The 13,167-nt window shown below is 61.5% G+C and carries 12 protein-coding genes; 7 read left to right on the top strand and 5 right to left on the bottom strand.

Going from position 1 to position 13,167, the window contains the following annotated elements; all coding sequences use genetic code 11:
* Positions 1 to 129 precede the first annotated feature (129 nt).
* From ABGM93_RS07385 to ABGM93_RS07370, 4 genes are all read left to right on the top strand, one after another.
* Positions 130 to 621, top strand: coding sequence for a DUF6505 family protein (locus ABGM93_RS07385; RefSeq protein ID WP_321504875.1), 492 nt, complete (start codon positions 130 to 132; stop codon positions 619 to 621).
* On the top strand, positions 614 to 1,627 hold the full coding sequence (locus ABGM93_RS07380; RefSeq protein ID WP_321504873.1) for a DUF6352 family protein: 1,014 nt from the start codon (positions 614 to 616) through the stop codon (positions 1,625 to 1,627). The genes ABGM93_RS07385 and ABGM93_RS07380 overlap by 8 nt, the downstream gene beginning before the upstream one ends.
* 264 nt (positions 1,628 to 1,891) lie before the next feature.
* Entirely contained in the window at positions 1,892 to 2,101 is a 210-nt protein-coding gene (locus tag ABGM93_RS07375; RefSeq protein WP_321504869.1) for a hypothetical protein, read from the top strand.
* A gap of 481 nt (positions 2,102 to 2,582) precedes the next feature.
* A complete protein-coding gene (locus ABGM93_RS07370; protein ID WP_321504867.1) occupies positions 2,583 to 3,476 on the top strand; it encodes a DMT family transporter in 894 nt (297 codons plus the stop codon).
* A gap of 74 nt (positions 3,477 to 3,550) precedes the next feature.
* Here the strand turns inward: ABGM93_RS07370 and ABGM93_RS07365 are convergent, their stop codons facing one another.
* Complete coding sequence (locus ABGM93_RS07365; RefSeq protein ID WP_321504865.1) at positions 3,551 to 5,314, bottom strand: methyl-accepting chemotaxis protein; 1,764 nt, start codon at positions 5,312 to 5,314, stop codon at positions 3,551 to 3,553.
* Between the two features lie 448 nt (positions 5,315 to 5,762).
* Here ABGM93_RS07365 and ABGM93_RS07360 point away from each other — a divergent pair, with 448 nt between their 5' ends.
* Positions 5,763 to 6,053 (top strand): DUF3144 domain-containing protein, encoded by a 291-nt coding sequence (locus ABGM93_RS07360; RefSeq protein WP_321336083.1) that lies wholly within the window; start codon positions 5,763 to 5,765, stop codon positions 6,051 to 6,053.
* Positions 6,054 to 6,089: 36 nt separating this feature from the next.
* Here the strand turns inward: ABGM93_RS07360 and ABGM93_RS07355 are convergent, their stop codons facing one another.
* Positions 6,090 to 8,129 carry a 4Fe-4S dicluster domain-containing protein gene (locus ABGM93_RS07355; RefSeq protein WP_321504863.1) on the bottom strand — a complete coding sequence of 680 codons (2,040 nt, stop codon included), beginning with the start codon at positions 8,127 to 8,129 and terminating at the stop codon, positions 6,090 to 6,092.
* Between the two features lie 172 nt (positions 8,130 to 8,301).
* On the opposite strand from ABGM93_RS07355, the gene ABGM93_RS07350 reads away from it, so the two are divergent.
* Positions 8,302 to 8,952, top strand: coding sequence for a DUF3305 domain-containing protein (locus tag ABGM93_RS07350; RefSeq protein ID WP_321504861.1), 651 nt, complete (start codon positions 8,302 to 8,304; stop codon positions 8,950 to 8,952).
* The gene (locus ABGM93_RS07345; protein WP_321504860.1) at positions 8,945 to 9,694 is read left to right on the top strand and encodes a DUF3306 domain-containing protein; all 750 of its coding nucleotides are present in this window, start codon (positions 8,945 to 8,947) and stop codon (positions 9,692 to 9,694) included. Before ABGM93_RS07350 ends, ABGM93_RS07345 begins: the two co-directional genes overlap by 8 nt.
* Positions 9,695 to 9,718: 24 nt before the next feature.
* Here ABGM93_RS07345 and ABGM93_RS07340 read toward each other — a convergent pair whose 3' ends face one another.
* The 3 genes from ABGM93_RS07340 to ABGM93_RS07330 form a co-directional block, all read right to left on the bottom strand.
* Positions 9,719 to 10,360, bottom strand: a complete 642-nt coding sequence (locus tag ABGM93_RS07340) for a LysE family transporter (RefSeq protein ID WP_321504857.1) — start codon at positions 10,358 to 10,360, stop codon at positions 9,719 to 9,721.
* A 116-nt stretch (positions 10,361 to 10,476) separates the two neighbouring features.
* On the bottom strand, positions 10,477 to 11,073 hold the full coding sequence (locus tag ABGM93_RS07335; protein WP_321504855.1) for a L,D-transpeptidase: 597 nt from the start codon (positions 11,071 to 11,073) through the stop codon (positions 10,477 to 10,479).
* A gap of 337 nt (positions 11,074 to 11,410) precedes the next feature.
* Positions 11,411 to 13,117 (bottom strand): SulP family inorganic anion transporter, encoded by a 1,707-nt coding sequence (locus ABGM93_RS07330; protein WP_321504853.1) that lies wholly within the window; start codon positions 13,115 to 13,117, stop codon positions 11,411 to 11,413.
* Positions 13,118 to 13,167: the final 50 nt, after the last annotated feature.

The following is a 13,167-nucleotide window of genomic DNA, read 5'->3' as shown; positions in this document are numbered from 1 at the left end:
ATCCGGATTTGAGGAAATTGCCCCACGCCATTCATTCCATTTTACCGATGATCGCGTAGTGTGGCGGGAGCCACCGAACCGGCCTTGTGAGGCCGGCTGCCCACCACGACAACTCCGACGGATTCCCTCATGCCGAGTTTCCTGCGTACCATTCGTCTCGACACCTCTGACAGCCAGATTTTCGAGGCGGCGGCCGGGCCGGGCGAATGGGCGGTGCCCGGCGGTTTCGAGTTCTGCGAGCTAGAGCCCGACGAGATCCGCGGCAAGACGCGGCAGGCCTTCGCTAACGGCTTCCTGTCGCTTGAGAGCTTTGGCCGATCCACCTTGGTGATGGTGGCGGAGATTGCGGAAAACGAGCTGGAAGCGCTGGTGCAGGCGCTGGCGATGCATTTCGTAAGCGTCTATGGCGCGCCCGACCTGGCCGCAGCCTTGCCCGTGGCGCGCGGGGAGATAGATTTCGCGGCGGAATTGGCGCAAGGTCAGCCCCCCAACACGCTGTTGTCGGTCAGCCGCGCCCATGATGATGCTGGCGGCATCCGGGAGGAGTTTCGGGTGATGCCGTCTCCCGCATCGGCGCAACATGCACTTGTGTGGGACGTGGTGGAGGACGGGAATGCCTGATTTCTGGAAGTCGGCCGGTCGACATCTTGTCGAGCGCACCGAGGCCGGCTGGCTTGCAGTAACGGACGATTACCTCCGCGCCTATTACACGCGCCCCGAGATCCACCCCGTGGCGGAATCCTGTGCGGCGGAAAACGCGCTTTTCGAGAAGCTGATGGCGAGCCCACGCGCGGACGTGTCGCCGAACGAGATTGCCGCCATCCAGGACGAGGATGCAGCGGACAATTACCGCTTCATCCTGGGGTTTCGCGACTTCCTCGTCCATCACCGCACGGTAGAAGGTGCATATGCTGCGCTCTTTGCAGGCGACGCCCCGCATCTGCCCGCCATGATCGTCGACCAGATGGTCCATCTCATCACCCGCAACATCCTGGAGGACGCGAGTGATCCCATGCGGGTGAAGGCTGGTGAATTGCTTTTTCGCGAACAGACCATCTCCACCGAGAACGAACAGCTCATGCTCGCCGATGCGGAGATCGTGGAGATGCGGGCGGAGACAGGCGGTTTCGGCGGTCTCGGTGCCTTGCTGGTGGAAGCGGGAACACCGATGCGCGAGATCGCGCTCGATGTGCTCGACGAGGACAACAAGGCGGTTTACTGGGAACGATCCGACCGCTTCGACACCGCCATCGATTTTCGCTTCACCCAGCCGGCGCTCGATGCCTTTGCACGCGTTCTTGAAGCCTGGGTGAGGCATTTTCACGGGATAACCGTGCGCATTCAGCCGCAGCGCTCGATCCGCGATGAACGCTGGACATGGCATGTGGGGCTCGATGCTGAGGCCAGCCGGATTCTCAATGCCCTTTATCAGCAGACGCCGCTGGAGCCGGAAGCTCTGGCCCGTATTGTCGCGCTTTTCAGAATGGATTTTGAAAACAGCGAAGATCTGATCGAAACCATGCGTGGCAAGCCGGTCTGGATCGGGCTCGCCATGACCCCGGATCGACGTCTCAAGGTCAAGCCACAGAACCTGTTGACCAATCTGCCGCTGAAACGGGCGGACTAGGCGTCAAGGCAAAGCATTTCTTGCCACAGGCAGCAGCGGATATTGGGCCCGAGAGGCATATCATTCAATATATCAAAGTGTTTTAACGGATGTTTCCGATACGAGCGTAGTCGGGCGGATGGTTCTGGCGCGCTTATTGCGGTTCACTGGTCAGGTGGCATGAAAGAGAGCTGCCCAGGCAGCCGAAAGACGGGATGCATGCCCAAGGGGAGAGCGCCTGAACGCAAACCTGCCTTCCTGCAAGGCAAGCTCCGGAATACTGATATGCTCGTACTTGCCCTATCCGTCTGCCTCGCCACCACCCCCGCCACCTGCAAGGAGGTCAATCTGACCTACCTTGCCGAATACGCAACCCCGATGCAGTGTATGCGTTTCGGTCAGCCTGAGGTCGCCAAATGGCATCTCACCCATCCGGGATGGCAGGTCAAGAAATGGCGCTGCGTGCCAGCCGACAGGCTCGAAAAGAGCATCTGATGGTTCGTTTGTAGAGAGTGAGTTTCGTAAGAAGGATTTGAGCCCGACCAAAGAGGTGCCCTCACATGCTGATCCTCGCGCTTTCCGTCTGCCTCGCCCAGGCCCCCGCAAACTGCAAGGTGGTTCAACTTCCGTTCTTTGCCGAGCACGTTCCCGCATCGCAATGCGCTCGATATGGCGAGCCGGAAGCGCAGCGATGGCTCAAGGATCATCCTGGCTGGGTCTTGCGCAAATCCATGTGCGTTCCGTCTTCGGCACCCGAAGCGGAAGCTTGATGTTTGTTTTAAGTGCTCGCGGTTATTGGCGTTTCCCAACAACGCCGAGAGCGGCTTGCGCTTCGTTCTCCCCCTGTGCGCGCGGGTTGCTCCTGTGACGTTGCGGCATGGGGTGCGGCTTCAATGCCGTCTTTCCTTTGAGCGTGCGGCTCTATAAACGTCGGCTCTTGTCAGTGCGAGACTGGGGTTGTCGTAAAGGGATATGCATGGCGGATTTCAAGGAGAACGGGCGCGGAATTGCGGCGATGTTGCTGGCCTCGGCCGGGTTCATCGTCAACGATTCCATGGTGAAATTCGTCTCCACCGATCTGCCGCTCGGCCAGATCATCTTCTTGCGCGGGTTTTTCGCCTGTCTTTTCGTTGGAGCCATTGCATGGATGACCGGTGCGCTTGAACGCCCGCGCCTGCTGTTGCATCCCGCCGTGATCATGCGGGCATTATGCGAGACCTTTGCCAGCATCTTCTACCTTGCGGCGCTCGCCCACCTGCCTATCGCCAACGCGACCTCCATTCTTCAGGCCCTGCCGCTGCTGATCGTGGCCGCTTCGGCTCTTTTTCTGGGCGAGCAGGTCGGCTGGCGGCGCTGGGGCGCGGTGCTTGTGGGCTTTTGCGGCGTTCTGCTGATCGTGCGGCCGGGCTTTTCCGGGTTCAGCGTCTGGTCCTTGTCGGCGCTTGTGGGCGTGGTTTTCATGTCCGGGCGCGATCTCGTTACCCGCCATATCCCCCTTGAGGTCAATTCCTTCGGCGCGGCGCTGATGAGTGTCCTGGTGATGACCTGCCTGGTCGGGCCAGGCATGGCCTTCTTCGAGACCTGGCACATGCCCGATGTCCAGCAATTCTCCCTTCTGGTGGCCGCTGCCGCTTTCTTGCTGGTTGGCTTCGTCTTTATCATCATCGCGGTGCGCACCGGTGACATGGTGGTCGTCGCCCCGTTCCGTTATTCCATCGTGATCTGGGCCATGATCATCGGTCTTGTCGTCTGGAATGATGTTCCTGACTGGCAGACCCTGACAGGCAGCGGCATCCTGATCGCCACCGGCGTCTATGCGTTCCTGCGAGAACGCGCCGTGGCGGCCCGCGCCGCAGCGCAAAAGCACTGAATGACGAAAGGGCGGCGGGACGGGTGCGCCCCAGCCGCCCATCATGTCGTTTCGGCTCGATCCGGTCGGGCCGGTCAGGCTGCGCGAATGGTCGTCAGGAAGCGATCCAGCTCAGATGTCAGCAGGCTCGATTGTTCGCCGAGGCTTTGAACCGTTGCGCGGATCTGGTCCGCCGAGGCGCTTGAATTCAGCGTGTCGTTGCTGACATCGGCGATATTTGAGGAAATGCTCGTGGAGCCGTCTGCGACCTCGCTGGCGTTGCGGGCGATTTCCGAGGTCACGGCGTTCTGTTCCTCAATGGCTGAGGCGATGCCTGCAATCTGCTCGTCGATGGACGCGATGGCCTGCACGACACCGACAATCGCTTCTGCGGTGAGCTTTGAGCCCGACTGCATCTGCTGGATGTGGTTGCCGATATCCTCCGTGGCGCGGCCCGTCTGATTGGCGAGGTTCTTGACCTCGGAAGCGACGACGGCGAAGCCCTTGCCCGCTTCACCCGCCCGCGCGGCCTCGATGGTGGCGTTGAGCGCGAGGAGATTGGTCTGGTCGGCGATGTCGGAAATGAGCTTGATCACTTCATCGATACGTGCGGTGGAGGCCGATAGCCCTTCCACGGTTTCGTTGGAGGTGCGCGCCTGATCGGTGGAATGGGCGGACAGGTCCAGAGCCTTGGTCACCTGTCGGCTGATTTCGGCGATGGAGGCTGACAGTTCTTCAGAGGCCGCTGCCACCGTCTGGATGTTGGAGGAGGCCTGTTCAGACGCCGCAGCAACGGTTGAGGCGCGTTCGCGGGTCTGGTTGGCGTTTTCCGCCATGGAGGTTGCGACCGTCGAAAGCTCCTCCACCGCGGAGGAAAGCTGCATGGCGATTGTCTTGACGGTTCTCTCAAGCTCGTCGGCAAGGCGCATCATCGCATCGCGTTTTTCCTGCTCGACGCGCGCTTCTTCTTCCGCGGCCTGCTCGCGCAGACGTTCCATCTCGATCAGGTTTTCGCGGAACGTCCCAAAAGCACCTGCGACCTGCCCGACCTCGTCGCGGCTGTTGACGTCGACATTGGCCGTCGTGTCGCCGCGCGCCAGCGCGGTCAGCGCGCCAGCAACCGAACGCAGCGGCGCAGCGATCCCCCGACGGGCGAAGAAGATCGCCAGGGACGCCCCGAGAATGACGGAGACAACCGACACGGCGATCAGTTGCATCAGGGCCTCGTGTTCGTGGTTTTCAGCGTTGGTCGCCGCATTCGCAGTGAAGGACTCAATGGTGTTGAGTGTCGAGATCAGACGCTGATCAAGTCTCTCTTCTTCCGCCTCTATCGTCTCTCCCAAATGGATCGCCTCATCGACTTTGCCCGCCTCGATCAGGGAGGCAGCTTCCTCCACATGCTGGGCGAAGGTCTTGTGGGTTTTCTCGATCTCCGCGATCTGATCGAGAACCGCGCGAAACTCTTCCACGGCAGCAGGCGTCTTCGCCGCGCCAAGGCCGCTTTCCGCAATCGTCCGGCTGCTCACGATGGCCTCGTCGACCTTGGCGGACAGCTTCATGAAGGCGTCGCGGCTTTCCCGGTAAAGCTCATCGTCATCGAGGGAGCCAATCTTGCCCGCCCGTAACATGCGCTCCAACAGGATCGCCTGTTCAAGCTGCCCAACGGTGACGCTGTTGAGTTCCCTGGTCAGTGGAATGTCATGCTCGGCGATCGCCGTGATCTCCGCGCCAATCTTCGACATCTGGAAGATCGCAAGGGCGGCGACGATAATCGTGAAGGCCGTGACGAACTCGACAATGAGAAGGATTTTTGTCGATACCGATTTGGGAGAAAAACGGGCGGAAACAGGGGTAGTCATCAAGACCTCATGGCATCTCGGTCGGCTGAAAGCTGACGTTTGAATGCGGTTTGTTGCGGTGCCAACTCGAGATTTCGAAGAAACCGTTTCGCAATTACCGGCGCTTCGCTGCCAAAACGGAGAGGCTTCCGTGTCTGGCAAATGGAAAACGTCCCCAATGCACGTGTGCCTCAAGCTCGCAGTCGCATTCCAATTATTTTGAAGGTTGGGATAAAAGGCTTAAAGTGAAGTAAAATGATGAGGTGGCATTACGAAAACGCGAAACAAACGTAGCGTTAACTTGGTTATATGACGTATGTGTGCTGATTGGGGGTGAAGTATTTATCGTTATTATTGACAGATGAGCAAGCGCGGCGGTTTGATTTTCGGCTAAGAACGGAAGTGTGTATTGTTGGTATCATCGTCATATGGGCGATCGGAAGGTGGGGACAGTTAGAACGGGGGCACCATGGAGGGTGGAAATCGCAATGAGCGTCGTGCCGGGCGTGCGGATGGGCGGCTGGATACGACGGGATTTCTGGCGCTTGTCGGGCGGTTCATCGACCAGGCGAACCGGGAAAACCGGAAGGTCGACGCAACCCAGCTGCATATGGCGTTCCTGTTCGCGGCGGCGCGATACAATGCGCATGTCGCCAAGGCGGTATTGAACGTTGAAAGCCACGAGCAATACGTGGAGACGATGGTCAATGAATACCGGGACATGCTGCGTCAGCACCTGGCCGATCCGGAGCTTGGATAGCTCCGGTCTCGGTCTGGCTGTCGTGCAAGACGGATCTCAGTTGCGCTTGAGGAAGTCGTCGATCGAAAGTCCTGCCTTGTCTGCCTCCAGGTAGTCCGCGGTCGTGCGTGGCGAGGGACGCTCGCCCAGACGCAAGGGGCTGTCCGGCATGGTCCATTGCGCGACCACCCGGCAGTCGTCACACATCTGGATGAGTTTGATCTGGTCGGTGGAGCGGAACATCCAGTGGTTGCCGGAGAGCTTTTCGGTGATGCGGTTGATTGTCGATTGCGTCCCGAAGGGTTTGCCGCAACTGATGCAGGTTGCCGGCTCTTCCTCGTTTAGGACGCGTCCGGTCATGGCGTCCGCGGAAAAGTCGTAACGTGGCTCCAGCGAGATCACCTTTTCCGGGCAGGTATCGGCGCACAGGCCACATTGGACGCAAGCCGCTTCCGTGAAGCGCACCTGCGGACGTTCCTCATTGTCGCCAAGCGCGCCCACCGGACAGGCGGAGACGCAGGACAGACAAAGTGTGCAGCCTTCCGTGTCGATGGAGATACGCCCATAGGGCGCGCCGGCCGGCAGTTCTATAATATCCGCGGGATTGTGGCCCGTGGCTCGCAGTTCGCTCAGGACCGCACGCGCGACATCGCGCTTCCCGCCAACAGCTGCGATGCGACGCGGAGAGGCCCAGGCGCGCGCGCGCAGATCGTACAGCGCATCCTCCAGCACACCCGGATCGCCCGTTTCCACAATGTGCAGGCGTCCTTCGCCATCGTGGCTCAGTCCTGTCAGGAACGCTTCCGCCAGCGCGATTTGGGCTTCCAGCGGCGGCCGTTCCGGCACCTTGCGTGGATCGCAGAGCCAGACCACATGCTCGGCACCCGCAAGCATCGCCGCCAGGATCACCTCATGACCCGTTTGATGCACCGAATGCAGGCTGAGCGGCAGTACATGTCCGGGCAGTCCGCGCCCCATGCGCGCCATGGCGGCAATGAGGTCGCTACCGGACGCCTCATCATGGATCAGTAGGGCAGGGCGTTTGCCGCCCGCATCGCGATAGGTTGCAATGAGCGTCTGGATCCGGGTGATCAGATCCTCGCGACGGGGATAGGCATAGGAAACGGCGCCCGTCGGGCAGGAGGCGGCGCAGGAACCGCAGCCGGCACAAATGCCGTGATCGTAATGAACTTTGTCGCCCGCATCGGTAATCGCGCCCGCCGGGCAGGTGTCCAGGCAATTTGAGCACCCGCTGCGCCCGGAACGCGAGTGAGCGCAGATCTCGGCATCGTAAGAGACGTAAAGGGGCTTTTCGAAGGTGCCGACCATCTCGCCCGCTTCCAGCAGGATGCGGGCGACGGCTGCCGGATCCTTCGGATCGGCGCGGAAATAGCCGTCGCGTTTGTCCGCGCCCGTGACCAACGGCGCGCCGCCGGAAATGTCGACGATCACCGCGCACTCCGATTGTGCGCCATCACGCGCCATCAGAAATTGTGCATCGGCGCGCGAGGACGGCATGAGCGGAGCATAGCCGTCCACCGACACGCAGAAGTGCCCGAGTGAGCCCGTCAGACCGCGGATGCGTCCGCTATAGAGCGGAACTTCCATCACCGAAGGCAGGATCAGATCGCTGGCGTCCGACAGAAGCAGCGTAACCGACAGTCGGTTGTTGAGCAGCAAGGCCGCATCGAGCGCCTGTTGTCCCGCGCCATAGACCAGGCAAAGTCCGGAGCTTTCGATGGTCTTGAGGCCTGTCGGTGTCGGCTCCAGGACGGCCTCCTCCAGGAGAGCGGCAATCTTGGCGTGCGGGTCCTGTCCCCGGCTTGTCCAGCCCGCGCGTTCGCGGATGTTGACGAAGGAAACACGGTCGCCGGCATCGACCTCTTCGGCGATCTCCGTGAAGAGCGGCGCTTCCTGTGTGCAGGCCACCAACAGCGGCTCGCCTCCCGAAAGCGCATTCTCGTAGGCCGCTATACCTGCCCTGCAAAGATGGCGGTGGATCGTGGGCATATCGCCGCCAGCGCAGAGCTTGCGGGCATCCAGATCCATCGTCTCTTCGCAGTTGCAAATGAGAACCTTGCGGCCCTTGACCATCATTGGGGCTTCCTCCACGGCGCATGGCGCAACGTGTGCACCGGTAATCTTGTCGTGCCTGAACACAATTCTTTATTGTGACATCCGTTTTAGGCACGTCTACATTCTTTTCCAACCATTTCGAGTTGCCGCGCGGGATTGCAACCCGCCAGGCACGCCAAGGAGGGAGGCCGCCATGACCGCACGCGAGGACGGCAAAAACCGACAGGAAGACATGGGCGCGCTGAAAAACGAGATTTCGATCCCCGTTGGCGCGATCGTGGAGAGACGGCGCGTGGATCATCCCTGGGCGGACTGGTCGTGGCGTCCCGTGGCTGCGGTCGTCGAGCCTCCCGCTCTGGAAGACTGGCACGTTATGGTGAGCGAGGGCGATACCACCCGCTATCATGCCGGCACGACGCTGGTGACGCTGCACAGGAAGCTCGTCGAAGCCTATCGCATCAACCTGGCATTGGATGTGCCCAGTCTCTGGATCATGCTGGATGCCGCCGATCCCTCTGCCGCAATGCCCTGGCAGCTCTCGCAGATCACCGTCAGCCCCTATGATGCGCAGGATATGGCCGACAGCGGCGAGGGCATTCTGGAGCAGGTGCCGATGCCCGAAGACCTGCTGGCGCTTCTGGTGGAATTCGTCCGTGGCCATCCTGCGCCGGAGGAGTTCCGCAAGCGTCGCCGTGATGAGGTGAAGATCGAGGATCTGCAATTCGGCAAGGAACCGATTTTCGTTCAATCTTCCCATCATCAGGCCGTTCGGATGCAATCCGGCCGCCTGCCCGGTCATGCGGGCAGTACGCCCCCTTCTGACGATGAGGGGTGCAATGGCTGAGGAACGGTTCCTTTCGCGCTGGGCAAGACGTAAGAATGCCGCTCAGGCTGGCATAGCTGAGGACGGCGAGGAGGCGGAAGCATCGCGTGCCGCGCTTGCGCCGCTCGATGCGGACAATGCCCCCCCGACCGACACGATGCCGGAAGAAGGCCCCGAGCCCGATGAAGAGGCCGAAGCCAATCGGCAGGCCGCCGAAGCCGTCGATCTGGAGACCATCGGGGTCAACACGGACATGAGCGTCTTTTTTCGCAAGGGCGTTCCCGGCGCGTTGAAGACGGCGGCCATGCGCCAACTGTGGCGGTCTGATCCCGTCTTTGCCTGCATTGATGGTCTGAACGACTATGACACCGATTTCACCGGCGCTGGCGAGGCCGCGCGCGCGGTCATCACCCGTTGGCAGGTCGGTAAGGGCTTTTCCGGGCTGGATGCCGAAACCCCCGGCGAAGGCGGTGAGGATGTCGAGGGCGTGGACGACAAGGCTCTGGCGCTTGAAGGGACGGAAGCAGCCTCCATCGCCAATCAATCCATGACGCCCCTTGAGGGGGCGGGCGAAGACGCAAGCGACGCTGAGGCGGAAATTGAAACCGACGGGACGCTGTCCGGCAAGGCAGGCGAAATTCCCTCGTCGCAAGGCGCGGTTCTTGAGGAGGTGCCGCTGGAGCAGCCTCGGCGCGTTTCCCTGCGCAGTCGCTTTGTGCTGGAGGATTGGCCGTCAGACCGCGGTGAGGACGGCAAAGGGTGAGCCCTGTGCCGCCGGTCGCCTGTCTCAACCGGCCTTTTCGGCGGCGAGCTTCAAACCGAAGCCGATAAAGATCGCGCCGCTGGTGCGGTTGATCCATTTGCCCGCGCGCTCGAATCCCGCCCGCATCGTCGGCACGGTCAGGAAATACGATACCCCCACAAACCATGCGATCAGGCAGCTCGCCATGACGAGCCCATAGCCCGCCTTGATAAGCGCGGGTGTCTCGTGGCTGATCAGTGTGGAGAAGATGGAGAGAAAGAAAAAGACCGGCTTGGGGTTCAGCGCATTGGCGAGGAAGCCCAGCAGAAATGCCTTGCGCGCGCTCTGCTCCGTCTGACCGGTCTTTTCTCCGTTCGCGCCCTTCGGCAGAACCGTTGGGCCGGCCCTTAGAGACTGGATGCCGATAAAGACCAGATATGCAACGCCCGCCCACTTGATCAGGTTGAACAGCAGGATCGACTTGGAGATCACCAGCCCCAGCCCAAGGATCGTATAGGAGACATGGAACAGGAGTGACGTGCCGATGCCGAAACTCGTCAGGATCGCCGCGCGCCGCCCATGCATCACCGCCTGCCGCATCACCATGGCCGTGTCCGCACCGGGGGCCACGATGGCGAAGGAAAACACAGCCATCACGGAGAATAGCTCGATCAGATACTGGTGCATGGCGAATGTCTCGGTCAGGGAGAGGCGTGGGGGCAGAAGAAAAGCCGGCCCGCAGCGGGGCCGACTTTTGTCAGTGTTTGCCAGTCTCCGCCATGTCGTGGCGGCGATCAAGGGCCCTAGCGCTTGACGATGACCTTGGCGCCGACATCCACACGGTCGTAGAGGTCGATCACATCGTCATTGGCCATCCGGATGCAGCCGGAGGAAACCGCCTGGCCGATGGTCCAGGGCTCGTTGGAACCGTGAATGCGATAGAGCGAGGAGCCCAGATACATGGCGCGCGCGCCAAGCGGATTGTTCGGGCCGCCTTCCATGTAGGCCGGCAGCTTGCGTCCCTTGCGGCGTTCGCGCGCAATCATCTGCGGCGGCGGGGTCCAGCCCGGCCATTCCGCCTTGCGCGTGATCCGCTTCTGGCCCGCCCACTGGAAGCCCTCGCGACCCACGCCGATGCCGTATTTCATCGCCCGTCCACCGGGCATCACGTAGTAGAGACGACGCTCCGACGTGTCGATGATGACGGTGCCCGGCTGGTGTCCGCCGTCATAGGAGACGACCTTTTTGGCGATCGGTGACTTTCCGCTATGCGCGCCAGCTCCGATCTTCATCCACGTACGGGTCGCCGGGTCGAAGATCTTTGTATTTGCCGATGCAGCCGGGGCTGCCAACGCGCCGCCGACCAGTATTGTCGCCGCGATCGTGAGAAGCTTCCGCATCTCGTTTTCCCTTCGAAATATCACGTTTTGAGAGGCCGACGGACCCATGTAAGGGTGAATCCGAGGCGTTAGCCAAGCACAGCATCTAGCTGCCGAGTTCCGTTAAAGCGCATGCGATCACCGCTCTCCTACCGCCGGTTTCCGGCGATATGACTGACCGGGCCATGCCCGCTCGCGGCTTCCCCGTCCGGCAAGGCAGGAAAGCCCGTGCACACAATGAAACGGATGACGCAACGCTAAGGGGATTACGGTTGCGATCTTGTAAACAGCGCGTCGACAGTGCAAGCCTGGATTGTGGTCACATTTTTGTGGCCGCCGGAATTGTGGGCATATGTTGTCAGCCGGCCACAGAATGACTGCGTTTCGGTTTTTCTGAACCGCCCGCCGAGGTGTTGGTCACCGGCGACAGGTTGCGCGCGCGAATCGTTGCCCCCGTATAGGTGTCGGCAAACTCCAGTCGCTTGGCCAGACCCATCTTTTCCAGGATCGCCCGCGGCTGTTCCTGAACGGCGGATACGATGACACGCGTGCCACGCGCCTCGCAGCGATCGACGAAATGAGCGAGAGCTCCCACGCCCGTAGCGTCGATCAGCGGCACCTCGCGCATGCGCAGGATGAAGACTGCCGGTGTCGGGCCCGCGCGGTTCAGCGCCTCGTCGAGCCGTGTCGCCGCCCCGAAGAACAAAGGCCCACGCAGTTTGAACACTTCCGTGTTTTCCGAAAGCGCCAGACGCTGATCTGTCGCTGGCACCGTTCCGGTGAAGGGGATCGCATCCGGATCGTCGTCCTCACCGTCGTTGGTCACCGCGACCGCCTTGGACATGCGGTGCATGAAGGCGAGCGCGGCCATCACCACGCCGACCTCGATGGCGACGGTAAGATCGACCAGCACGGTCAGGGCGAGCGTCACCAAGAGAATGATCCGCTCTTCGAAGGGGGCGCGCAACAGGTGGCGCACCTTGTCGGCCTCGCTCATGTTCCATGCGACCACGACCAGAACGGCAGCGAGGCTTGCCAGCGGAATGTAATTCGCTAGCGGGGCGAGGAACATCATGAAGGCGAGCACGAAGACGGCGTGGAACATGCCCGCAAGAGGCGTCCGTGCGCCGGTCCGCACATTGGTGGCTGTGCGGGCAATGGCGCCCGTGGCGGGCAGGCCGCCGAAAAGGGCTGAGCCCATATTGGCGATGCCTTGCGCGATCAGCTCGCAATCGGAGCGATGACGCCGCCCGGTCATGCCGTCGGCCACGACAGCGGAAAGCAGGCTTTCCACACCGGCGAGGAAAGCGATGGTGAGGGCGCTGGGCAGCAGCTCGTGCAGCCGCGCCAGTGTGACCTGGGGAAGCTCCGGCATGGGCAGCGCGCTGGTGATGCCACCGAATTTGGAGCCGATGGTCTCAACCGGCAACGCGAGGGTCCAAGCAACGAGCGAGGCCATGGTCACCGCAATGAGAAAGGCGGGCCACTTGGGACGGAAGCGCCGAACCAGAACGATCAACGTGAGCGCTGCGAAAGAGACGATGATGCTGGCGGTGGAAACCGTGCCCAGCGATGCCCGGATATCTTCCAGCGTCCCGATAAAGCCCCCGGTGTGCTGCGCGAGCGTCAATCCCAGGATGTCGGCGATCTGGCTGGTGAAAATGATCACGGCAATCCCGGCGGTGAAGCCGGTGACAACCGTTTCGGGAATGTACTTGACCAGCGAGCCGAGCCGGGCGAGCCCGGCGATAATCAGGATCAGGCCTGCCATCAGCGTTGCCAGGACAAGCCCGCTATAACCATGGGTCGCGATGACGTTGAAGACAACCACCACGAAGGCCCCGGTCGGGCCGCCAATCTGAAAGCGCGATCCGCCGAGCGCGGAGATCAGGAACCCGGCGATGACCGCCGTGATGAGCCCCTTGTCGGGCGTCGCTCCGGACGCAATGGCAAGCGCCATGGCCAGCGGCAAGGCCACGATGGCAACCGTCAGCCCGGCGATGATGTCGGCGCGCAGAGACGAAAGCGAGTAGCCTTCGCGCATACAGATGATGAGCTTCGGCACGAGGGAGTGCCGGGATGACGTCCGGTTTGGCATGTCAACGCGCAATCTCA

Source organism: Breoghania sp. (assembly GCF_963674635.1).
Lineage (GTDB): Bacteria > Pseudomonadota > Alphaproteobacteria > Rhizobiales > Stappiaceae > Breoghania.
Note: the sequence above shows the minus strand (reverse complement) of the source record. Positions and strands in the feature narration are given on the sequence as shown.

Bases quoted from the DNA above. Each gene is read 5' to 3' on its own strand.
- ABGM93_RS07385 (WP_321504875.1), top strand. From the start codon at position 130: ATGCCGAGTTTCCTGCGTACCATTCGTCTCGACACCTCTGACAGCCAG.
- ABGM93_RS07380 (WP_321504873.1), top strand. From the start codon at position 614: ATGCCTGATTTCTGGAAGTCGGCCGGTCGACATCTTGTCGAGCGCACC.
- ABGM93_RS07375 (WP_321504869.1), top strand. From the start codon at position 1,892: ATGCTCGTACTTGCCCTATCCGTCTGCCTCGCCACCACCCCCGCCACC.
- ABGM93_RS07370 (WP_321504867.1), top strand. From the start codon at position 2,583: ATGGCGGATTTCAAGGAGAACGGGCGCGGAATTGCGGCGATGTTGCTG.
- ABGM93_RS07365 (WP_321504865.1), bottom strand. From the start codon at position 5,314: ATGACTACCCCTGTTTCCGCCCGTTTTTCTCCCAAATCGGTATCGACA.
- ABGM93_RS07360 (WP_321336083.1), top strand. From the start codon at position 5,763: ATGGAGGGTGGAAATCGCAATGAGCGTCGTGCCGGGCGTGCGGATGGG.
- ABGM93_RS07355 (WP_321504863.1), bottom strand. From the start codon at position 8,129: ATGATGGTCAAGGGCCGCAAGGTTCTCATTTGCAACTGCGAAGAGACG.
- ABGM93_RS07350 (WP_321504861.1), top strand. From the start codon at position 8,302: ATGACCGCACGCGAGGACGGCAAAAACCGACAGGAAGACATGGGCGCG.
- ABGM93_RS07345 (WP_321504860.1), top strand. From the start codon at position 8,945: ATGGCTGAGGAACGGTTCCTTTCGCGCTGGGCAAGACGTAAGAATGCC.
- ABGM93_RS07340 (WP_321504857.1), bottom strand. From the start codon at position 10,360: ATGCACCAGTATCTGATCGAGCTATTCTCCGTGATGGCTGTGTTTTCC.
- ABGM93_RS07335 (WP_321504855.1), bottom strand. From the start codon at position 11,073: ATGCGGAAGCTTCTCACGATCGCGGCGACAATACTGGTCGGCGGCGCG.